This is a genomic window from Nocardia sp. NPDC003183, assembly GCF_053590715.1.
In genome coordinates this window covers 1-19,951 of sequence record NZ_JBSFTG010000012.1, presented here as the reverse complement: position 1 = coordinate 19,951, position 19,951 = coordinate 1, and the positions used below count along the sequence as shown (strand labels likewise).

The window sequence follows — 19,951 nt, the reverse complement described above, 5'->3', positions numbered from 1 at the left end:
GACCCGGCCCACCGCAGCTGACCCGAGAGGAACCCATCGTGAGCGAGCAGGCCACCAAGGATGTCGCCGATTTCTGGTTCGACCCGCTGTGCCCGTGGTGCTGGATCACCTCGCGGTGGATCCTGGAGGTCGAGAAGGTGCGCGATATCGAAGCGCGCTTCCACGTGATGAGCCTGGCGGTGCTCAACGAGGGCAAAGAGGGCCTGCCGGAGCGGTATGTCGACATGATGGCTGCCGCGTGGGGCCCGGTGCGGGTCGTCACCGCCGCTGGTCAGAAGTACGGCGACGAGATCCTGTCCCCGCTCTACACGGCGCTGGGCACCCGGATCCACGACCGCAAAGCCGAGTACGAGCGCGAGACGCTGCAGGAGACCTTCGACGCGGTCGTCGCCGACGCGCTCGCCGAACTGAACCTGCCCGCCGAACTCGCCGAGGCCGCGACCAGTACCGACTACGACGAGGCGTTGCGGGCCAGCCATCACGCGGGCATGGACAAGGTCGGCCCCGATGTCGGCACGCCGACCATCCACATCAACGGGACTGCCTTCTTCGGGCCGGTGCTCTCGCGCATCCCGCGCGGCGAGGACGCGGGCAAGGTGTGGGACGGCGTGGTCGCGCTGGCCTCGTACCCGCACTTCTTCGAGCTCAAGCGCACCCGCACCGAGGACCCGGTCTTCGACTGAGCATGCGGTCGGGGGTGCCCGCAGCGGGCACCCCGACCGATCAGACCGGCTTCGGCGGCAACGCGGGCGGCGTCGAATTCAGCGGATACCCGCCGTGCGGCGGGATCATGCCGGGACGCGGCGCACTCGGACGCCAGAACATCGGGCCCGGCCTGCTGCGATCGCGCAGCGCCCACATCCGCCAGGTGAGCACCGGGTGGCTGGCCATCGCGTTGACCAGCCAGATGAAACCACCCCGGTCGAGCGCGGCACGGTCGGCCATCTCGTCGACACCGACATCGGTGTTGAGGTACTTGCCCGCGGCGAGCGTCGCCATCGCGGTGGACGCGCCGTGCGGCCGGAAACAGAAGCCGTGATTGTCGGCGGTGTACTCCTGGGCACGGATCAGCGACGACCCGAGTATCGGCAGCCACGGTGCGACGAACATGCCCAGCTGGCGCCAATAGGAGACGTGACCAGCGGCGATATGGCCGACTTCATGCCCGATGATGAACGCGAGTCCGTCGGGCTCACGCGCCGCGCCGCCGATTTCGAACAGGTCGCTGTAGACCACGACGAACCGGCGGAACCCGTGGCCCGCGGCGAACGCGTTGATCTGGCCGTTGCCCAGGATGACGTAGGCGTCCGGCGCCTTGTACATCCCGAATCGCGCCGCCGCCTCCTGCACCATCCGGTACCCCTCGGGGAACTGGGTGGGCGACATCTTCACCCCGTTCACGCGCTGGGTCGCGAGATTCAGACCACGACCCGCCCACAGCAGCACCGGCGCGAACAACAGCAGCAGCACATACGGACTGGTGACGATCGAACTGGTCTGCTCCACACCGTGCTCGTCGACGATGGGATCGGCGAACAGCTCGACCGTCATGAGCGCGAGCGCGAGCAGGTACGCGACCGCGGTGATCATGATGACGACGATCAGCAGCGGGATCTCCCACGGATGCCGGGCGGGACGATCCCACGGCAGGAGTCCGCGCGGTCGGAATTGCGGCGGTGCGGGCGGACCGCTCGGCGGGTAGTAGCCAGGGGCGTACTGGCCGGGCGCGACCGGCGGATACGGGCCGGCCTGCGGCTGAGGTGGGCTGTCCTGCGCGGGAAATCCGCCCGTCCGTGGATCGGGCTGGGCCCACGGCGAGGGCGGCGCTGTGTCCTTGTCCAGTGACGGTGTTCGGTCGGGCTGGTGTCCGGTGTGCTCCGGCGGGGAACCTGCCGAATGCGGGGAATGCGGTTCGTGCGGGTGCATGAAACGACTCTAAGCGGGCCTGCGACAATCGCAGCCATGCGCGTTTACCTGGGTGCCGACCATGCCGGTTTCGAACTGAAGAATCACGTCAAGGCTCATCTGCAGGAGGCCGGAGTGGAGGTCGTCGACTGCGGCGCCCTCGAATACGACGCTCTCGACGACTACCCCGCCTTCTGCATCGAGGCGGCCCGACGCACCGTCGCCGATCCGGGCTCGCTCGGCCTGGTCTTCGGTGGCAGCGGCAACGGCGAGCAGATCGCCGCCAACAAGGTCGCCGGCGCTCGCTGCGCCCTGGCCTGGAGCGTCGAAACCGCGGTGCTGGCCCGCGAACACAACAACGCCAACCTGATCGGCATCGGCGGCCGCATGCACTCCACCGCCGACGCGCTGGCCATCGTCGACGCGTTCCTCGCGGCCGCGTGGTCGGACGAGGCGCGTCACCAGCGTCGCATCGACATTCTCGCCGACTACGAGAAGACCGGCATCGCCCCCGAAATCCCCGCGTACTGACGTAGTGCCGGAAGGACATACCCTCCACCGGATCGCCGACCTGCATCAGCAGCGGTTCTCCGGTGGGGTGGTGCGGGTTTCGAGTCCGCAGGGGCGGTTCGCCGAAGGGGCCGCGCTGGTGGACGGGCAGGTGCTGGAGCGGGCCGAGGCCTATGGGAAGCATCTGCTGCATCACTATGCGTCCGGATTGACGGTGCATGTGCATCTCGGGCTGTACGGCACTTTCAGCGAGGCCGAGTTGCCGATGACGGCGCCGGTCGGGCAGGTGCGTATGCGAATGCTGGGGGCCGCAACGGATTTCGGCACCGATCTGCGCGGGCCCACGGCCTGTGAAGTGCTGATGCCGCCCGAGGTGGACGCGCTCACCGCACGCCTCGGCGCCGATCCGTTGCGCTCCGACGCCGACCACGAACGAGCGGGCGCGCGAATCCGGCGCTCCCGCAGGGCGATCGGCGCACTGCTGATGGACCAAGCCCTGATCGCCGGTGTCGGCAACGTCTACCGCGCGGAAGTCCTTTTCCGCCACGGCATCTCGCCCTTCCGCCCCGGCACCTCGATCACCCCCACCGAATGGGACGCGCTCTGGGCCGACCTGGTCGACCTCATGCCGATCGGCGTCACCACCGGCCGTATGCACGTGGTTCGCCCCGAACACGACACCGGCGCACCGTCTTACACCAAAGACCGCCCCCGCACCTACGTCTACCGCCGCCAGGGCGAACCCTGCCGAGTCTGCGCCACTCCCATCGCGCACAAGGTCATGGAAGCCCGAAACCTCTTCTGGTGCCCCACCTGCCAGCCCCGCTGACAACCGCCGGCGTGATTTCCCGCCGGTGTGCGAGCATGATCGGATGACGCAACCCGGGCCGGAATATCATGGCGCCGATGGTGATCCGCGCTACCCGTCACCGCGCAAGTTACGCAACGTAGCGGCCAACCTCGCCGACATCGTGCTTCCCTACAGTGTGGTCGTTGTCGCGTTCGTCGCTGTTGTGCTGCTCGTCGGTCACGACTGGATGCTCGACATGGATGACCAGGCCCCGGTGATGTTCGGGTCCATGATCTTCCTGGTGATCCTGCTGGTGACCAACGCCACGGTGCTGCCGAGTGTCTTCGGCGCGACCGTCGGTCAACTTCTGATGGGCCTGAGGTGGATCCGCGGCACGGATGGCCTCGGTCCGAGCGCACGTGACATGTGGCGAGCATTCCGGCAGCACCGCATCGTTTTTCGGCTCGGCGGCGTCGCTCAGTGCGCGCCACTGATCGTCGTGGTGCGCAGATGCGACACCACCGAGGACCGGTCTGCCGTAGCGGTCGACACCCCCGGCCAGGCTGCGGTCACCTATCTCGAACACTGAGCGCACGGTCACGATGCGGGCCATCAACGCGCCGTAACCAGCCGGTGCCCCCCATTCCGAGCACGGACTCCCGCGATGTTACGACTCGATCCGGTCGAAATCGGCTGAGCCGGAACGCGAAGTGCAGGCTTCGCGATCCGACTCAGCCGGCGACCGCCGTTCCCAGTTCGGGGTCGCCCGATTCAGCGAGCGCGAAACGCCGCCCGCCCGCCGATTTCGCCGAGTACATCGCGCGGTCGGCGCGACGCAGCAGGTCGGTGAAATCGCACGTCTTTCCCGGTGGGCAGAACGCGGTGCCCACGCTGGCCGAAACCGGCACGGGGCCCGCGCTCGACCACACCGGGTCGCGCAGTGCGGCGACCACGAGGTGCGCCAACTCGCCGAGGGTGTCGCGGCGGGGATTGGCCGCCACCACGAACTCGTCGCCGCCGTATCGGCAGATCACCGTGTCGGGCGGGCACACCTCACGCAAGCGGTTGGCCAGTTCGACCAGTACCTCGTCGCCGATCGCGTGTCCGTAGCCGTCGTTGATCTGTTTGAAGCGGTCCAGGTCCACCACCAGCACACCGACACCGCGGCTCGGGTCGGCGGCGAACGCGCGCACCCGTTCTTGCAGCAGCGTGCGGTTCGCGAGATCGGTGAGGGCGTCGTGGGTCGCCTCGTGGCGCAAGCGGTGCTGCAGCGCGGCGATCTCCTGTACGCGCAGTGACACTTTCGCCGAGATGTTCTGTTCCTGTTGCGCCAGAGCGCGTTCCTGCAGAGCCTGTGCGTAGCTGTCGATGGCCTGGCTGGCCACCAGCGGCCAGCGGGTCGCCACCAGCGAACCCGGAACCCCCGAGGGGAAGCCGAGCAGCCAGCGACTGGCGTGGGCCAGCATCCTGGTGCGTTCGAACGGCGCCTCGGCCAACCGCGCGCCGAGCTTGCGCGCCTGTGGAACCGGGAACGGTTCGGTCCGAGCCAGGTGCAGCAGCCGCTCGACGATGTCGACGAGCACCGGCTCCAACTGGTGCGGCGCCGTGGAAGAGCCCGGTTCGGCGCATACCGCGCGGGCCCAGGCGCGGGCCATCGCGGCGACCGGTGGCTCGATGTGGACAGTCATCGACATCACCGGCGGTAGGTGGCGACGAACTTGCCACCTCGATCATTCGCACTGCTACGCGGTTGGGTCCACCGAGTTCGGCACACGCTCACCGCCCCCTTTCCAGATACCCCCGTCCGGCAAAAAGGATCCTAGCAAGCCACCCGAGACCGAAAAGTCACGTTCTGCAACGCGTTCTCTGGTCTCTCGCGAATGGCGATCGGGTATGACATCGCTGCAGCGTCTCCGGCGTTACATATTTCCCGAAAAGAAATTTCGTGAGCCGAAACATACAGCGTGATGCCCTCCGCTGGGCGGTGGACGTTGCGTCGCCATGGGTCCCTCCTGGCACGGGGTGCGAGTCGTGACGATGTGGCAGTAGTCGTCACGCGCATTCTCATGGTGGCCTACTCGCCGCCCACGTGCCGGGTTTTTAAGGAAAATTCTCCTATTTAATCCCCCGGTGGAGCAGGCGCCGGCCCCCATGGGCGCATCAACCATCGTCGCCGGGAGGGGGTTTCGGGGATAGGGTCATTAGGCCCTAATCGGGCATGGCGAGGGTTGGTCGCGCGAGGAGTGGGGTACACCGGCGGCCGACACGCATCAATCGGGCAGGCAGGGGCCGGATTGGCATTTTTCGCGCGAGGTTCGGTACAGTCGTGGCGCACACGACATCGTGGCGATCCCATCGATGTCGTATGCCTGCGGGTGTAGTTCAATGGTAGAACCTCAGCCTTCCAAGCTGATGGTGCGGGTTCGATTCCCGTCACCCGCTCAAACATGTATTGCCTCCACGGTGCTCTCGCCGGTGAGGTATCGGGGTGTAGCGCAGCTTGGTAGCGCATCCGCTTTGGGAGCGGAGGGTCGCAGGTTCAAATCCTGTCACCCCGACCATCACCATTCGCCCAGCTCAGGCTTGTAGGAGACGGATGCCCACGCAACGCAAGGTCGCGATCGTCACCGGAGCCGCCCGTGGCATCGGCGCCGCAGTGGCCACGAAGCTCGCCGCCGACGGATACGCCGTCGCCGTCCTCGATCTCGACGAAGCCGCCTGCGCGGGCACCGTCGCCGCCATCGAGGCCGCCGGGGGCGCCGCCCTCGCGGTGGGTGCCGACGTGGCCGACGAAGCGGCCGTCGCCGCCGCGGTGGAGCGGATCGCCACCGAGCTCGGCGCGCCGACCGTGCTGGTCAACAACGCGGGCGTGCTGCGCGACAACCTGCTGTTCAAGATGTCGGTCGACGACTGGGACACCGTCATGAACGTGCACCTGCGCGGTGCCTTCCTGATGACCCGCGCCGTGCAGAAGTACATGGTCGAGGCCAAGTTCGGTCGCATCGTCAACCTGTCGAGCACCTCGGCACTCGGCAACCGCGGCCAGGCCAACTACGCCGCGGCCAAGGCGGGCATGCAGGGGTTCACCAAGACCCTCGCCTTCGAACTCGGCAAATTCGGCGTCACCGCCAACGCGATCGCGCCCGGCTTCATCGAAACCGAGATGACCGCGGCCACCGCCGCCCGGGTCGGCGCGGACTTCGAGGCCTTCAAGGCCGCTGCGGCCGCGCAGATCCCGGTGAACCGGGTCGGCACGCCCGAAGACATCGCCAACACCGCCGCGTTCTTCGTGAGCGAGGGCGCCGGCTTCGTCTCGGGCCAGGTCATCTACGTGGCCGGTGGCCCGAAAGACTGAACGTCGGTCAGGCGCAGCCGAACCGGAAGTCCGCCCGCGCCTCCGTACCCGCGGCCACGGTGACCCGCACCGGCTCGGTGACGGCCAACCCGCAGCCGCCGGGCACCGTCACCACCTTCGCCTCGTAACACCCCGCGGGCAGCGCCACCGTGGCGCGCCCGTCGGCCCCGCTGACCAGCGTCGCGACCACCTGTTTCGCCTCGCACGGCGTCACCTCGATATCGGCCCGGTTCACCGGAACCGGCTCCCGTCCGGTGAACGTCCACGCCGTCAGCGTCCCCGTCCCCTGCGGTGCTGGATCGGCGCTCGCGACACCGCTGACCATGAGCGGAGCGAATACGGACAGAGCGAGAAATGTACGGCGCATGAACCTCTCCTCGTCGATGAGTCGGGTCGTCCGCTGCTGATGGTAGGCCCATCGGGTTGGAAATCCGCACGTCACACCCGGGTTCGACGTTGACGATTCGGCGACGGGTCCCGGCGCCCGGCGTTGCGATGTCGCGTCGACAGGCTCAGTCGGGCACGGGCGTGATGCCCGCGCGTTCACTCCAGACCTGCTCGGCGGGGACGGAGATCGTGGTCATCTCGGGGTAGCGCAGGGCGGAGAGGGTGCCGCCGAAGACGGCGCCGGTGTCCAGGCAGAGGGTGTTGTTGACCCAGGTCAAGGTGTGGACCGGCGTGTGGCCGTAGAGGACCGTGGGGGCGCCCCGATAGTCCTTGGCCCAGTCGTAGCGGACGGGATAGCCGTGTTCGTCGAGCTCACCGGTGGGGGCGCCGTAGAGGGCGAAGGAGCGGGCTCGGCCCGACGTGCTGCCGTGCAGGCTCTCGGGCAGACCCGCGTGGGCCACGACCAGCGCGCCGCCGTCGAGGAGGTAGTGGCTCGGCAGGGTGCCGAGGAAAGCGTGTGCGGCCGTACGGAATTCGAGGTCTTCGTCGGCCAGTTGGGACAGCGACTGTTCGAGGCCGTGCGCGATGCGGACATTGCGGCCGTCGAGGGCGCGCATCAGCTTGTGATCGTGGTTGCCGGTGACGCACAGGGCGGTTCTCGCGGCCACCATCCCCATCACCAGACGCAGCACCCCGGGTGTGTCGGGGCCCCGGTCGACGAGGTCGCCGACGAAGACCACGGTGCGCTCGCCGGGGTGGGCGGCGCCGATCGGTCGGCCGCGGTCGTCACGGTCCAGGACGTAGCCGAGTTCGCCGAGCAGGGTCTCCAATTCGGAGCGGCAGCCGTGGACGTCGCCGATCACGTCGAACGGTCCGGTCAGATCGCGGCGATCGCGGGGGAGGAGCTCGGTGCGGCGGGATTCGGTCATATCCCTTCCATCGTCGTGCAGGGCGGGCCCGCGCCGCAACCGTGTTACCGCGCGGTGGGAATCGCCGAGTCGGGCCAGACCCAATCGGCCACGACCGGGATATCGGCGCCCTGTTCGCGGGTCCAGCGGCGCGCGATCAACCGGGCGTCGACGATCTCCTGGCGCAGACCCGCCGCCCGCTCGCGCAGCCCCGGAACACGGTCGATCACGTCGAGCACCAGATGGAAGCGGTCCAGATCGTTGAGCATCACCATGTCGAAGGGCGTGGTGGTGGTGCCCTTCTCCTTGTAACCGCGCACGTGCAGGTTGGCGTGGTTGGTGCGGCTGTAGGTGAGCCGGTGCACCAGCCACGGGTAGCCGTGGAAGGCGAAGATCACCGGGCGGTCGGTGGTGAACAGGGCATCGAACTCGGCGTCGGGCAGGCCGTGCGGGTGCTCGTCCGCGGGCAGCATGCGCATCAGGTCGACGACATTGACGAACCGAATCCGCAGGTCCGGCAGCCGATCTCGGAGGATCGCCACCGCGGCCAGAGTTTCCAGGGTCGGCACATCGCCCGCGCACCCGAGCACGACATCGGGCGTGGTGCCGGGGTCGTCGTTGTGACACGCCCACTCCCAGATTCCGAGGCCGCGAGTGCAGTGCAGCCCCGCCTCCTCGGCCGAAAGCCAGTCCGGCCCCGGCTGTTTGCCCGCCACGACCACGTTCGCGTAGTGCAGCGATCGCAGGCAGTGGTCGTAGGTCGACAGCAGGGTATTGGCATCCGGCGGCAGATACACGCGCACGATATCGGGGCTCTTGTTCGCCACTACGTCCAGGAAACCGGGATCCTGATGGGTGAACCCGTTGTGGTCCTGACGCCACACATGCGAGGTGAGCAGGTAGTTCAGGCTGGGGATCTTGCGCCGCCACGGCACCGCCGAGCTGGCATCGAGCCATTTGGCGTGCTGATTGAACATGGCGTCGACGATGTGGATGAACGCCTCGTAGCAGGTGAAGACGCCGTGGCGGCCGGTCAGCAGATAACCCTCCATCAGGCCCTCGCACATGTGCTCCGACAGCACTTCGACCGCGCGCCCGACCGTCGACAGATCCACGTCCCAGCGCCCGACTTCCTCCTGCCAGTCGCGTCCGGTCACCTCGAGAATGTCCTGCAACCGATTGCTGACCAGTTCGTCGGGGGCGAAGGTGAGGAAGTTGTGCGGATTGCGGGCGGTGACATCGCGCAGCCAGCCGCCGAGGACCCTGGTGGCCTCGTGCTCACCCGCACCTGGCGACACGACGTCCACGCCGTAGTCGCGCCAGTCGGGTAGGTCGAGATCGCGAATAAGCAAGCCGCCGTTGGCAACCGGGTTCAGGCTCATCGGATTCGCGGGCACCTGCTGGAGCAGGGCCGGTACCGGCGACCCGTCCCGGCCGAACAGTTCCTCCGGCCGATACGACCGCAACCACAGCTCCAGCACCCGCCGGTGCTCGGAGTCGGTGCGCGCGTTCGGCAGCGGCACCTGATGGGCGCGGAACGTGCCCTCCACCCGTTGGCCGTCGACCACCGGGGGACAGGTCCAGCCCTTCGGCGTGTGCATCACGATCATCGGCCAGCGCGGACGTTTCGTGTCCCCGTCCTCGCGGGCCGCCCGCTGGAACTGCGCGATTCGGTCCACGCAGGTGTTCATCGCGGCGGCCATCGCCTGGTGGACCGGTGCGGGGTCGTTGCCGGAGACGATCAGCGGTTCGTAGCCGTAGCCACGGAGCAGCTCGATCAGTTCTTCCTCGGGAACGCGGGCGAGGATCGTCGGATTGGCGATCTTGTACTCGTTGAGCGCGAGGATCGGCACCACCGCGCCATCGCGCCCCGCGTTGAGGAACTTGTTCGCGTGCCAGCTGCCCGCCAGCGGACCGGTCTCGGCTTCGCCGTCACCGACGACGCAGAACACGACGAGATCGGGGTTGTCCAGGGCGGCGCCGTAGGCGTGCAGCAGCGAGTAGCCGAGCTCACCGCCCTCGTGGAAGGACCCCGGCGTCTCCGGCGCGCAGTGGCTCGGCACACCGCCGGGGAAGGAGAACCGATGGAAGAATCGGCGCATGCCGTCGACGTCGCGGGGGATGTCCGGCTCGAGCTGGGCGTAGGCGTCCTCCAACCACGCGCAGGCGTTGGGGCCGGGGCCGCCGTGACCGGGGCCCGCGACATAGACCGCGTTCAGGCCGCGGTCCCGGATCACCCGATTGGCGTGGGCCCACACCAGATTCAGGCCGGGCACGGTGCCGAAGTGGCCGAGCAGGCGCGGCTTGATGTCGTCGGGGACCAGCGGGGTGCGTAGCAGCGGATTGCTCATCAGATAGATCTGGCCGACCGCGAGATAGTTCGACGCCCGCCACCACGCGTCGACGGCGACGAGTTCCTCGCGCGAGAGCGGACCGGGCGCGTCGGTGAGGACGTAGGGCTTCGGGGCGATGGTCTCGCCCTGACCGTCTCCCACATTGTCCGCCGCGGTGTCGCCCACGGTGGTTTCGGTCATCGCGGACTCCTCGAACTCGATGAGGTCACGGCGCCGTCCGCGCCGCGGGGGCCTGCACGGGCGCCGATCGAGGACCGGCGACACCGGTGGAGAAACGCACCGCCGAGCCTACCGTCGTGCCGGTTCCCGACGCCGCAACGGCGGTCGATTACTCTGCGGGCCATGCATTCTCTCGGCAGGATCATCGGAATCGGACTCGTCGCGGCCGCCGCGATCACGACAGCGGCCTGCGGCTCCGACACGGATTCGAGCAGCGCGCCGAGCTCGAGCGCGGCCGGCGGGAGCTCCGCGAGCACAGGTCGCGAATGCACCGCCGACGACGTGAAAGTCAGCGGCGGTTACGGCGAGGCGCCCAAGATCACCATCCCCGACAGCTGTGACCCGCCCAAGACTCTGATCACCAAGGACCTGGTGGTGGGCACCGGGCCGGGCGCGGTGGCCGGCCAGCCGCTGACGATGAACTACGAGCTGGTCACCTGGTCGGACAAGCAGGTACTCGACAGCTCCTTCCAGCGTGGTAAGCCGTTCGGGCTCACCCTCGGCGCGGGCCAGGTCATCCAGGGCTGGGACGAGGGGCTGATCGGCGTGCAGCAGGGCACGCGCAGGCTGCTGATCGTGCCGCCGAACCTCGGCTACGGCGAGGGCGGCAACGGTGTGCCGCCGAACGAGACGTTGGTCTTCGTGACCGACGCCGTGCAGGTCGGCCGCTAGCGGCACCCTCAACCAAACACCGATTGCGCGAGCGCGCAGGCGGTCAACTACCCTGGTCGGGATGCGCATTGTGCGCCGCACCTGGCTTAGCCGTGCCTGACTATGGCGCGTCGCCCCCCTGTGGGGACACCACCATGAACTACGAACCAAGGAGTATGTCCGTGAAGAGCACCGTCGAGCAGCTGAGCCCGACCCGGGTCCGGATCAACGTCGAGGTGCCCTTCGAGGAGCTGAAGCCCGACTTCGACAAGGCCTACAAGGCGCTGGCGCAGCAGGTCAAGATCCCCGGCTTCCGTCCCGGCAAGGCTCCGGCCAAGCTGATCGAGACCCGTGTCGGCCGTGGCGCCGTGCTCGAGCAGGTCGTCAACGACGCACTGCCGAACAAGTACGCCGAGGCCATCCAGACCTCGGAGGTCAAGGTCATCGGCCAGCCCGAGATCGAGATCACCAAGATCGAAGACGGCGAAGAGCTGGCGTTCACCGCCGAGGTCGACGTGCGTCCCGAGATCGCCCTGCCCGACTACTCGGGCATCGAGGTGACCGTCGATTCCTTCACCATCGGTGACGACGACATCGAGGAGCAGCTCACCTCGCTGCGTCAGCGCTTCGGCACCCTCACCGGTGTCGAGCGTGCCGTGGCCGATGGCGACTTCGTGTCGATCGACCTGTCGGCCACCGTCGACGGTGAGGACGTCCCCGAGGCGGCCACCACCGGGCTGTCGCACGAGGTCGGTTCGGGTCAGCTGATCGAGGGCCTCGACGAGGCCGTCATCGGCCTGAAGGCCGGCGAGTCCGCCGAGTTCACCTCCACCCTGGTGGCGGGCGACCACGCGGGCAAGGAAGCCGTGATCACCGTGACCGTGCAGTCGGTCAAGGAGCGCGAGCTGCCCGAGGCCGACGACGAGTTCGCCCAGCTGGCCAGCGAGTTCGACACCATCGACGAGCTCAAGGAAGACCTGAAGGGCCGCGTCGAGCGCGTCAAGAAGGTCGAGCAGGCCGGTTCCATCCGTGACAAGGTGCTCGACACCCTGCTCGAGACCGTCGAGGTCCCGCTGCCCGAGGCCGTCGTCAAGGCCGAGGTCGACGCCGTGGTCCACGACGCCGTCCACGGTTTCGACCACGACGAGGCCAAGCTGGCCGAGGCGCTCGAGGCGCAGGGCTCCTCCCGCGAGGAGTTCGACAAGGACACCCAGGAAGCCGCCGAGAAGTCGGTGAAGACCCAGCTGCTGCTCGACGCCATCGCCGAGGCCGAGAACACGCAGGTCGGCCAGCAGGAGCTGACCGAGCGAATCCTGTTCCAGGCACAGCGTTACGGCATGTCGCCGGAGCAGTTCATCCAGCAGGTGCAGCAGGCGGGCCAGCTGGGCGCGGTCTTCGCCGACGTGCGACGCGGCAAGGCGCTGGCCGGAGTTGTCGGTCAGGTGAAGGTCACCGACTCCGAGGGCAATGTGGTCGACACCACCGAAATGTTCGGTGACCCTGCGGAATCCGCTGACATCGAGCTGGACGAAGCCGCTGCCGAGTAGGTTTCGGCGGCGTGATTTGATTGCGCTGTGAGCGAAGAAGGGCGGTGCCGGGAGTTCGGCGCCGCCCTCCTTCGTTAGTGTTTGTGACGACGAACCGTATTCGTATGGCCGTAGCAATCGGTGAGAAGAGAAGGCAGGTATCCGTGACGATCAACCAGGCAGGGGTCATGACAGCCGCTACCGCTGGACTCAACCTCAGTGATTCCGTATACGAACGGCTGCTTCGCGAGCGCATCATCTTCCTGGGCACCCAGGTCGACGATGAGATCGCGAACAAGATCTGCGCGCAGATCCTGCTGCTCTCGGCCGAGGACGCGACGAAGGACATCGCGCTCTACATCAACTCGCCCGGTGGCTCGGTCACCGCGGGCATGGCCATCTACGACACGATGCAGTTCGCCGAGTGCGACATCAAGACCGTCGCGATGGGTCTGGCCGCATCGATGGGACAGTTCCTGCTCACCGCGGGCACCAAGGGCAAGCGTTTCGCGCTGCCGCACACCCGGATCATGATGCACCAGCCGTCGGCGGGCATCGGTGGTTCGGCGGCCGATATCGCGATCATGGCCGAGCAGTTCGCCCACACCAAGCGTGAGCTCAACGAACTGCAGTCGCTGCACACCGGCAAGTCGGTGGAGCAGGTGACCGAGGACGCGGACCGCGACCGCTGGTTCACGGCGAAGGAAGCCCTGGAATACGGCTTCATCGACCACGTGGTCACGCACGCGAACCAGGCGAAGTAACCGCCGCCGTCCCCCCTCACTCGAGACAAGCTTGGAGATAAAGATGGCCAACCTCTTCGACCCGCGCGCCGGCCACGGCTCCGGTGCGAGCCTGCCGCAGTCGCGCTACATCCTGCCGCAGTTCACCGAGCAGACTTCGTTCGGCGTCAAGACTTCCGACCCGTACAACAAGCTGTTCGAAGAGCGCATCATCTTCCTGGGCAACCAGGTCGACGACGTGTCCGCGAACGACATCATGGCGCAGCTGCTGGTGCTGGAGTCCCAGGACCCCGACCGCGACATCACCATGTACATCAACTCGCCCGGTGGTTCGTTCACCGCGCTGATGGCGATCTACGACACCATGCAGTACGTGCGCCCCGACGTGGTGACGGTCTGCCTGGGTCAGGCGGCCTCGGCCGCCGCGGTGCTGCTGGCCGCGGGCGCTCCCGGCAAGCGCGCCGCGCTGCCCAACGCGCGCATCCTGATCCACCAGCCGTCCTCCGGCGGTGTGCAGGGCCAGGTGTCCGACCTCGAGATCGCCGCGGCCGAGATCGAGCGGATGCGTCGCCTGATGGAAGTCACCATCTCGCGCCACACCGGCAAGCCCGAGGAGCAGGTGCGCAAGGACACCGACCGTGACAAGATCCTGACCGCCGAGGAAGCCAAGGAATACGGCATCATCGACCAGGTCTTCGATTACCGGAAGCTCAGCGGACAGAAGTGACACGCCCGGGCCCGCTGTCCTGATCTGGGCGGCGGGCCCGGCTTTTTCAGCCGCGGTGGCTCACAATGGTGAGGACCCGCACAACCCTTCACATCGAACATGCGCGAGTTGTCGACCTGTCTCGCGCACACCAGGTACGGTCGACTCAGGGACCATTGCTCTGATTGACGGCACCGAGACGTATTTCCGGCCCAATCGGGGGACGACGGTCGCACTCGGACAAGGAAGTAGGGACCTACGAGATGGCGCGCATCGGAGACGGCGGCGATCTGCTGAAGTGCTCGTTCTGCGGAAAGAGCCAGAAGCAGGTCAAGAAGCTCATCGCGGGCCCTGGGGTGTATATCTGCGACGAGTGCATCGACCTGTGCAACGAGATCATCGAAGAAGAGCTGGCCGAGTCGAGCGAAGTGAAGCTCGACGAGTTGCCCAAGCCTTCGGAGATCCGGGATTTCCTCGAGAACTACGTGATCGGCCAGGACACCGCCAAGCGGACCCTCGCCGTCGCGGTCTACAACCACTACAAGCGCATTCAGGCGGGCGACAAGGGCCGCGACAGCCGCGGTGAGGCCGTCGAGCTGATGAAGTCGAACATCCTGATGCTCGGCCCCACCGGTTGCGGCAAGACCTACCTCGCGCAGACCCTGGCCAAGATGCTGAACGTGCCGTTCGCCATCGCCGATGCCACCGCGCTCACCGAGGCGGGCTATGTGGGTGAGGATGTCGAGAACATCCTGCTGAAGCTGATCCAGGCCGCCGACTACGACGTCAAGCGCGCCGAGACCGGCATCATCTACATCGACGAGGTCGACAAGATCGCCCGCAAGAGCGAGAACCCGTCGATCACCCGCGATGTGTCGGGCGAGGGCGTGCAGCAGGCGCTGCTGAAGATTCTGGAGGGCACCCAGGCGAGTGTGCCGCCGCAGGGCGGTCGCAAGCACCCGCACCAGGAGTTCATCCAGATCGACACCACCAACGTGCTGTTCATCGTGGCGGGCGCGTTCGCGGGCCTGGAGAAGATCATCTCCGACCGCACCGGTCACCGCGGCATCGGCTTCGGTGCCGAGGTGCGCTCCAAGGCCGAGGTCGACACCGACGACCACTTCGCCGATGTGATGCCCGAGGATCTGATCAAGTTCGGTCTGATCCCGGAGTTCATCGGCCGCCTGCCGATCGTCGCCTCGGTGACGAACCTGGACAAGGAATCGCTGGTCACTATTCTCTCCGAGCCGAAGAACGCACTGGTCAAGCAGTACGTTCGCCTGTTCGAGATGGACGGCGTCGACCTCGAGTTCACCGCCGACGCCCTCGAAGCGATCGCCGATCAGGCGATCCTGCGCGGCACCGGTGCTCGCGGCCTGCGCGCCATCATGGAAGAGGTCCTGCTGCCGGTGATGTACGACATCCCCGGCCGAGACGACGTCGCCAAGGTGGTCGTGAACGCCGACACCGTCATCGACAACGTCCTCCCGACGATCGTGCCGCGCAAGGCGCAGCGTCCGGAGCGTCGCGAGAAGTCGGCGTAACAAACCAACGGCAAAGGGCCCCTTCGGATCTGATCCGGAGGGGCCCTTCGCTGTGCGTCGGTGGAAGCTAGGTGACGGCCGGATTACCCAGGCTCGGCGCGGCCAGGGGATCGTCGGCGTCGTCGGCCGGGATCTCCGCGCTGGCACGGACGATCGCGGTGCTGTAGCGGGCGCTGGCGGCATTGTGGATGAGCAGTGCGACACCGATCATCACCGGGGCCACCGCGTGCACAGCGGCGTCGTACCAGTGCTGTGCGCTCAGGTGTGGATAGGTGTTGAGGGCGATGGTCAGCGTGAGCAGGAACAGCTCGGCGATCAGCACCTGGTTACGGTTGCCCATCACGCCCCACTCGGCCACTCGCGTGGTGCCGATCATGATGATGATCAGGCACACGCTGATCATCGCCTCCAGGCCGAAGCTGGCCCAGTAGAGCGGGTCGGTGGGTCCGCCGGGGGCGATGTTGTGCTGGACGTTCACCGCCGACCACAGCATCCCCGTGATCACCACGCCGGCCAGCGCCCGCAGCGACCAGGTGCGGTGCTGATAGAGCGAGGCGAGGCGGGCGCGCGGGTTGGACTCGCGACGTTGCGCGGCGATGGCCTTGCGGGCCAGCATCAGGTCCGACATCTCGGCCCGCTCGAGCTCCGCGGTGGTGTCACGCAAGCGGTCGGCGTGCGAGGAGGCGGCCTTGATGTGCTTCCAGCGCTGATCGCGCTCGTAGGTGCGGATCTTTTCGGCGAGTTCGCGCTCCGCGCGCAACTCGTCTTCGGACAGCGCGTCGGTCAGTGCCGGGTCGGACTGATAGGCGATGCGACGCCTGGCCCGTTCCACCCGTACGGGTAGAGCGGTGACCTCGTGGTCGAGCGGGTGTTCCTCGCGCATCGCAACTCCAGGTAGCAAAAGGGTTCGCCGGGTCGCGTCATTGTTGCGCATCGAGCGGGCAGAGAACACCCGCGGGCCTGAATTGCTCGACCCGCAGGCGCTGAAAATGTCTGGCGCACAACTGTGTAGCTGTCGATGTAGCGCAACGGGAGACGGTGACGACCGTTCGAGAACGGGTCGCGCCCGGGCCGAGGAGCTTCGTCGATCCTCCGTGGTTCGCCGTTGAACCTTGATCCCGCAAAAGTGCTTCTGATGATGTGTCGTTGCTGGTCACCGCGGTGTTACGCCCTCCTGAACCGCCCGTCATTTCGTCCGTTTGGTCCGTCTTGCAGGGCCTTCACTGAATACGACGGGTTCGGCAAGCAAAACTCATCGGCGTATCCTCGCGGTGTGTCGGACTGGTGCTGCCGATTTCGTGCTGTTTACTCGGTCCGTCAATCAGATGTTCGAGTGACGAGTGGAAGCGGAGGAGACATGGCACTGCCTACGATGACCGCCGAACAGCGCACCGAGGCGTTGGCCAAAGCGGCTGCCGTGCGCAAGGCGCGCTCGGAACTGATCGGCAAGGTGAAGGAGGGCAAGGTCACCGTCGCCGATCTGCTCAAGAAAGCCGACAGCGACGACCTGGTGAAGAAGACCAAGGTCGCTGCCGTGATCAAGGCACTGCCGGGCGTCGGTCCGGTCAAGGCCGCCAAGCTGATGGACCAGGCCGAGATTCCCGAGGATCGCCGTATCGGCGGCCTGGGTGCTCGTCAGCGCGCGGCCCTGCTCGACGCCCTCGAGGCCTGAGCCGATTCGCGATCCGACGCCCGTGGAGCTGGATGCACGGGCGTCGGGATGGTCTGTGATTCGTAGTAGGTGATTTACACGCAGTAGGTCAGCAGAAAGTCGTTGATCCGCAGGCGCCATCCCGGTTGCAACTCGATCGGGAGGGTGCCGACGCGAGACCAGCGTTCGCTGTCGGGGGCGGCGAAGAAGGTTCCGGAGGTCGCGGGGGCCTCGCGGACGAACACCTTGCCACGGTCGGGGGCGACGAAGGCATGGACCCGCGAGACGAGCCGATCGCGTTCGATCAGTATCGGCGTCGCCGCGGAAGCGCGAACCGATTCTTCCCCCGAGGGGTTGCGGCCGAGGACGTAGGGCCGGTCCAGTGGGTAGCTCAGCCCGTCTTCGGTGACCAGGGCGCCCCGCGAACCACTGTGGGACGGCGCGCCCTTGCTCAACGCGACCGGTTCGGCGCGCTGGGCGGCATCGAGTGCTTGGGACCAGGCGCGGGGGGCGTTGGCGGCGGGTGAGCTGCGCGGACCCGTGCTCACGGTGACGCCGTCGGAGTTGCTCGATCCGGTGCCTGCGACATCGCCGGTGGTCGGCCGGCTGCCCGTGCTCACCGTCTCGCTGTCGGGTCGGCCGGCGTCGGGCTGGAAACCGGAGGTCGCGGGTTGGTCGGGTGTCGGCGCCGGGAATTCCGCCGTGGCCGGGAGCGCGTCGCTGGTGTCGGTGGATCGCGCGGTCGGTGGGCGCAGGGCTTGGAAGCCGGTGGCCTCCGTCGGGGCGGGCTCGTCGACGGATTCGACCCGGCGCGGTGGGGGATTGCGGCGCCGGCCCAGGTTGAGCACGAAACCGTTGCCGGTGACGATGCCCGCACGCAGGTCGGTGCGGGGATTGGCGCTGGTGGGGTCGGCCATCTCGGCGCCGACCGCGATCCGGCGGACAGGTTCGCGGATGATCTCGTCGACCCAGGTGAAGGCCCGGTCGCCGGCGAGGCGGCGGTTGCCCTCCGCACCGGAGATCTCGGCGATCACCGCGCCGCGCAACAGGATCAGCATCCCGTCGGCGGTCGGGGCGAGCACGCCGAAAGGCGGTGGGGCAGAAGCGCCGCCGAACACCACGCCCGCCAGGCGCTGCGCCAGGGCCGCACCGGGCGCGCTCGCCGCGGTGTTGTTGGCGACGGTTTCCACCGCACCGAGTAACCGATCGGTCGACGGTGTCTCTCCGGCCAGATAGACGACGACATCGCCGAATCGAGCGACGATCCCGGTCCCCGGCACGATGGCCACGGTGGACGAATGCGCGTGCATCAACGCCTCCTTGTCGGACTGGCCTTCACCGCTGCCTCGGCCGACCCCGCTGTGCGGCAGACCGCGACCTTGGTCTCCGCCGCCAGCATAGATGGACCGGCGCCCGGGGATAAGGCCCGAAGGTAAATTTCGAACGGCGTTCGTACCAAACGATGTTCGTCAGCCGCGTAGGATCGGCGCATGAACGCCGCACCCGTCAGTCGCCGGGCCCGACCGGCGAAAGTCCCGTTGAGCCGCGAACTCGTGATCGAGACCGGACTGCGCATCCTCGACACCGAGGGCGCGGCCGCGCTCACCATGCGCCGGGTCGCCAAGGAACTCGACACCGGCGCCGCGTCGCTGTACGTCTACCTCGCCCATCGTGACGACCTGCTGACCGGCATGCTCGATCACGTTCTGTCCCAGGTCAAGGCGCCCACCGAGGGTGACTGGCGTACCAGGGTGACCCAGTTGGTCGAGTCCGCGATCGAGGCTCTCGGCCGCCACGACGGTCTGGCGCTCGTCGCCTTCGGCCGATTCCCCACCACCGAACACGCCCTCGGCCTGATCGAGCAGTTGGTGGCCCTCCTGCGCGACGGCGGCCTCGATCCCGCGACCTCGACCTGGGCCGTGGACCTGATCTACCGGCATATCGCCGCCGAGTCCGTACAGCGCACCGCCGGTGACATCCGTGCGCGCTGGGCCCTGCGCGCGCTGCTCAACGGGATCATCGCCACTCCGGTGGCCGGTGGACCGGCCCGGCTCGCGCGCGAGGACGAGATCGCGGCGCTGCAGGAGATCGAGCGGCGGGCCGGTGCGCCGTTCGCCGAGGTGGGCATGACCGCGATCGCCGAGGACGACCCGCCGTCGCGAGAGGTGTTGCGGGGCTTCGTCGTCGAGGGGCGGGCGTGGGTGTGGCCGGACGACGACGATCAGCCGATCGGCTACCTGGTTCTCGGGCTGGTCGACGGGCAACCTCATATCGATCAGGTTTCCGTCGACCCGGCCCATGCGGGGGCGCGGATCGGCAAGCGGCTGATCGACCATGCGGTTGCGTGGTCCAAGAGCAACGGCCTGGAGGAGATCACGCTCACCACGTTCACCCAGGTGCCGTGGAACGGTCCGTATTACGAACGTCTCGGGTTCACCTACATCCTGCCTGCTGACGAAACTCCTGGGTTGCGGGCGATACGTGCCAGTGAGATCGCTCATGGGCTCGACGAATGGCCGCGGGCTTGTATGGGGGCTGACCTGGCTGGTTGGAGAAGTGACTGATCAGGGGTTGGGGTAGTCCCGGGACGGTTTGAGGCTGTGTTTGTTGGCGCGCTGGCGCGCGCGTGTCCGCGGCCCTGAGGGGCCGCCGGTCAGGCACCGGGGCTTGCTCCTTCGTCGCCTACGCCCCGGCGCCTGACC

At 67.4% G+C, this 19,951-nt stretch carries 18 protein-coding genes, 2 tRNA genes and 1 pseudogene; 14 read left to right on the top strand and 7 right to left on the bottom strand.

Translation table 11 applies throughout. From position 1 onward, the window contains the following. Nucleotides 1-38 precede the first annotated feature (38 nt). On the top strand, nucleotides 39-683 hold the full coding sequence (locus tag ACWDXS_RS26565) for a mycothiol-dependent nitroreductase Rv2466c family protein (RefSeq protein WP_379316054.1): 645 nt from the start codon (nucleotides 39-41) through the stop codon (nucleotides 681-683). Between the two features lie 40 nt (nucleotides 684-723). Here ACWDXS_RS26565 and ACWDXS_RS26560 read toward each other — a convergent pair whose 3' ends face one another. Continuing rightward, the gene (locus ACWDXS_RS26560) at nucleotides 724-1,926 is read right to left on the bottom strand and encodes a M48 family metallopeptidase (protein ID WP_449969653.1); all 1,203 of its coding nucleotides are present in this window, start codon (nucleotides 1,924-1,926) and stop codon (nucleotides 724-726) included. A 36-nt stretch (nucleotides 1,927-1,962) separates the two neighbouring features. Between ACWDXS_RS26560 and ACWDXS_RS26555 the strand changes: the two genes are divergently transcribed. Genes ACWDXS_RS26555 through ACWDXS_RS26545 form a run of 3 tightly spaced genes read left to right on the top strand, consistent with a single transcriptional unit; the run spans nucleotide 1,963 to nucleotide 3,794 of the window. Next, the gene (locus tag ACWDXS_RS26555; RefSeq protein ID WP_378995616.1) at nucleotides 1,963-2,436 is read left to right on the top strand and encodes a ribose-5-phosphate isomerase; all 474 of its coding nucleotides are present in this window, start codon (nucleotides 1,963-1,965) and stop codon (nucleotides 2,434-2,436) included. A gap of 4 nt (nucleotides 2,437-2,440) precedes the next feature. Beyond that, nucleotides 2,441-3,244, top strand: coding sequence for an Fpg/Nei family DNA glycosylase (locus tag ACWDXS_RS26550; protein ID WP_449969649.1), 804 nt, complete (start codon nucleotides 2,441-2,443; stop codon nucleotides 3,242-3,244). A 43-nt stretch (nucleotides 3,245-3,287) separates the two neighbouring features. Continuing rightward, on the top strand, nucleotides 3,288-3,794 hold the full coding sequence (locus ACWDXS_RS26545) for an RDD family protein (RefSeq protein ID WP_449969646.1): 507 nt from the start codon (nucleotides 3,288-3,290) through the stop codon (nucleotides 3,792-3,794). 142 nt (nucleotides 3,795-3,936) lie between these two features. On the opposite strand, the gene ACWDXS_RS26540 is transcribed toward ACWDXS_RS26545, so the two are convergent. Then, complete coding sequence (locus tag ACWDXS_RS26540) at nucleotides 3,937-4,893, bottom strand: GGDEF domain-containing protein (RefSeq protein WP_067456742.1); 957 nt, start codon at nucleotides 4,891-4,893, stop codon at nucleotides 3,937-3,939. A gap of 683 nt (nucleotides 4,894-5,576) precedes the next feature. Between ACWDXS_RS26540 and ACWDXS_RS26535 the strand changes: the two genes are divergently transcribed. The 3 genes from ACWDXS_RS26535 (at nucleotide 5,577) to fabG (ending at nucleotide 6,560) form a co-directional block, all read left to right on the top strand. Then, nucleotides 5,577-5,647, top strand: a tRNA-Gly gene (locus ACWDXS_RS26535). Between the two features lie 42 nt (nucleotides 5,648-5,689). Next, a tRNA-Pro gene (locus ACWDXS_RS26530) sits at nucleotides 5,690-5,766 on the top strand. A 35-nt stretch (nucleotides 5,767-5,801) separates the two neighbouring features. Next, nucleotides 5,802-6,560 carry a 3-oxoacyl-ACP reductase FabG gene (gene fabG, locus ACWDXS_RS26525; protein WP_378995622.1) on the top strand — a complete coding sequence of 253 codons (759 nt, stop codon included), beginning with the start codon at nucleotides 5,802-5,804 and terminating at the stop codon, nucleotides 6,558-6,560. Nucleotides 6,561-6,567: 7 nt separating this feature from the next. On the opposite strand, the gene ACWDXS_RS26520 is transcribed toward fabG, so the two are convergent. From ACWDXS_RS26520 to ACWDXS_RS26510, 3 genes and pseudogenes are all read right to left on the bottom strand, one after another. After that, complete coding sequence (locus ACWDXS_RS26520; RefSeq protein ID WP_378995624.1) at nucleotides 6,568-6,927, bottom strand: hypothetical protein; 360 nt, start codon at nucleotides 6,925-6,927, stop codon at nucleotides 6,568-6,570. A gap of 175 nt (nucleotides 6,928-7,102) precedes the next feature. Next, nucleotides 7,103-7,849: pseudogene (locus ACWDXS_RS26515) on the bottom strand (metallophosphoesterase); the annotation flags it as partial. 71 nt (nucleotides 7,850-7,920) lie between these two features. Continuing rightward, a complete protein-coding gene (locus ACWDXS_RS26510; protein WP_449969641.1) occupies nucleotides 7,921-10,389 on the bottom strand; it encodes a phosphoketolase family protein in 2,469 nt (822 codons plus the stop codon). Between the two features lie 162 nt (nucleotides 10,390-10,551). Between ACWDXS_RS26510 and ACWDXS_RS26505 the strand changes: the two genes are divergently transcribed. The 5 genes from ACWDXS_RS26505 (at nucleotide 10,552) to clpX (ending at nucleotide 15,598) form a co-directional block, all read left to right on the top strand. Beyond that, on the top strand, nucleotides 10,552-11,100 hold the full coding sequence (locus ACWDXS_RS26505) for an FKBP-type peptidyl-prolyl cis-trans isomerase (protein WP_378995631.1): 549 nt from the start codon (nucleotides 10,552-10,554) through the stop codon (nucleotides 11,098-11,100). A gap of 161 nt (nucleotides 11,101-11,261) precedes the next feature. Next, on the top strand, nucleotides 11,262-12,626 hold the full coding sequence (tig, locus tag ACWDXS_RS26500) for a trigger factor (RefSeq protein ID WP_387449353.1): 1,365 nt from the start codon (nucleotides 11,262-11,264) through the stop codon (nucleotides 12,624-12,626). Between the two features lie 167 nt (nucleotides 12,627-12,793). After that, nucleotides 12,794-13,369 carry an ATP-dependent Clp protease proteolytic subunit gene (locus ACWDXS_RS26495; protein WP_067456898.1) on the top strand — a complete coding sequence of 192 codons (576 nt, stop codon included), beginning with the start codon at nucleotides 12,794-12,796 and terminating at the stop codon, nucleotides 13,367-13,369. 43 nt (nucleotides 13,370-13,412) lie between these two features. Then, a complete protein-coding gene (locus tag ACWDXS_RS26490) occupies nucleotides 13,413-14,075 on the top strand; it encodes an ATP-dependent Clp protease proteolytic subunit (protein WP_378659420.1) in 663 nt (220 codons plus the stop codon). Between the two features lie 242 nt (nucleotides 14,076-14,317). Next, nucleotides 14,318-15,598, top strand: a complete 1,281-nt coding sequence (gene clpX / locus ACWDXS_RS26485) for an ATP-dependent Clp protease ATP-binding subunit ClpX (RefSeq protein ID WP_378629984.1) — start codon at nucleotides 14,318-14,320, stop codon at nucleotides 15,596-15,598. A gap of 67 nt (nucleotides 15,599-15,665) precedes the next feature. Here clpX and ACWDXS_RS26480 read toward each other — a convergent pair whose 3' ends face one another. Then, on the bottom strand, nucleotides 15,666-16,481 hold the full coding sequence (locus ACWDXS_RS26480) for a hypothetical protein (protein WP_378995636.1): 816 nt from the start codon (nucleotides 16,479-16,481) through the stop codon (nucleotides 15,666-15,668). Between the two features lie 474 nt (nucleotides 16,482-16,955). On the opposite strand from ACWDXS_RS26480, the gene mihF reads away from it, so the two are divergent. Then, nucleotides 16,956-17,270, top strand: a complete 315-nt coding sequence (mihF, locus tag ACWDXS_RS26475; protein WP_019045768.1) for an integration host factor, actinobacterial type — start codon at nucleotides 16,956-16,958, stop codon at nucleotides 17,268-17,270. A gap of 74 nt (nucleotides 17,271-17,344) precedes the next feature. Here the strand turns inward: mihF and ACWDXS_RS26470 are convergent, their stop codons facing one another. Beyond that, nucleotides 17,345-18,559: an FHA domain-containing protein gene (locus ACWDXS_RS26470; RefSeq protein ID WP_449969633.1), complete on the bottom strand. Its 1,215-nt coding sequence runs from the start codon at nucleotides 18,557-18,559 to the stop codon at nucleotides 17,345-17,347. A 180-nt stretch (nucleotides 18,560-18,739) separates the two neighbouring features. On the opposite strand from ACWDXS_RS26470, the gene ACWDXS_RS26465 reads away from it, so the two are divergent. After that, nucleotides 18,740-19,813 (top strand): GNAT family N-acetyltransferase, encoded by a 1,074-nt coding sequence (locus tag ACWDXS_RS26465; RefSeq protein WP_449969630.1) that lies wholly within the window; start codon nucleotides 18,740-18,742, stop codon nucleotides 19,811-19,813. Nucleotides 19,814-19,951: the final 138 nt, after the last annotated feature.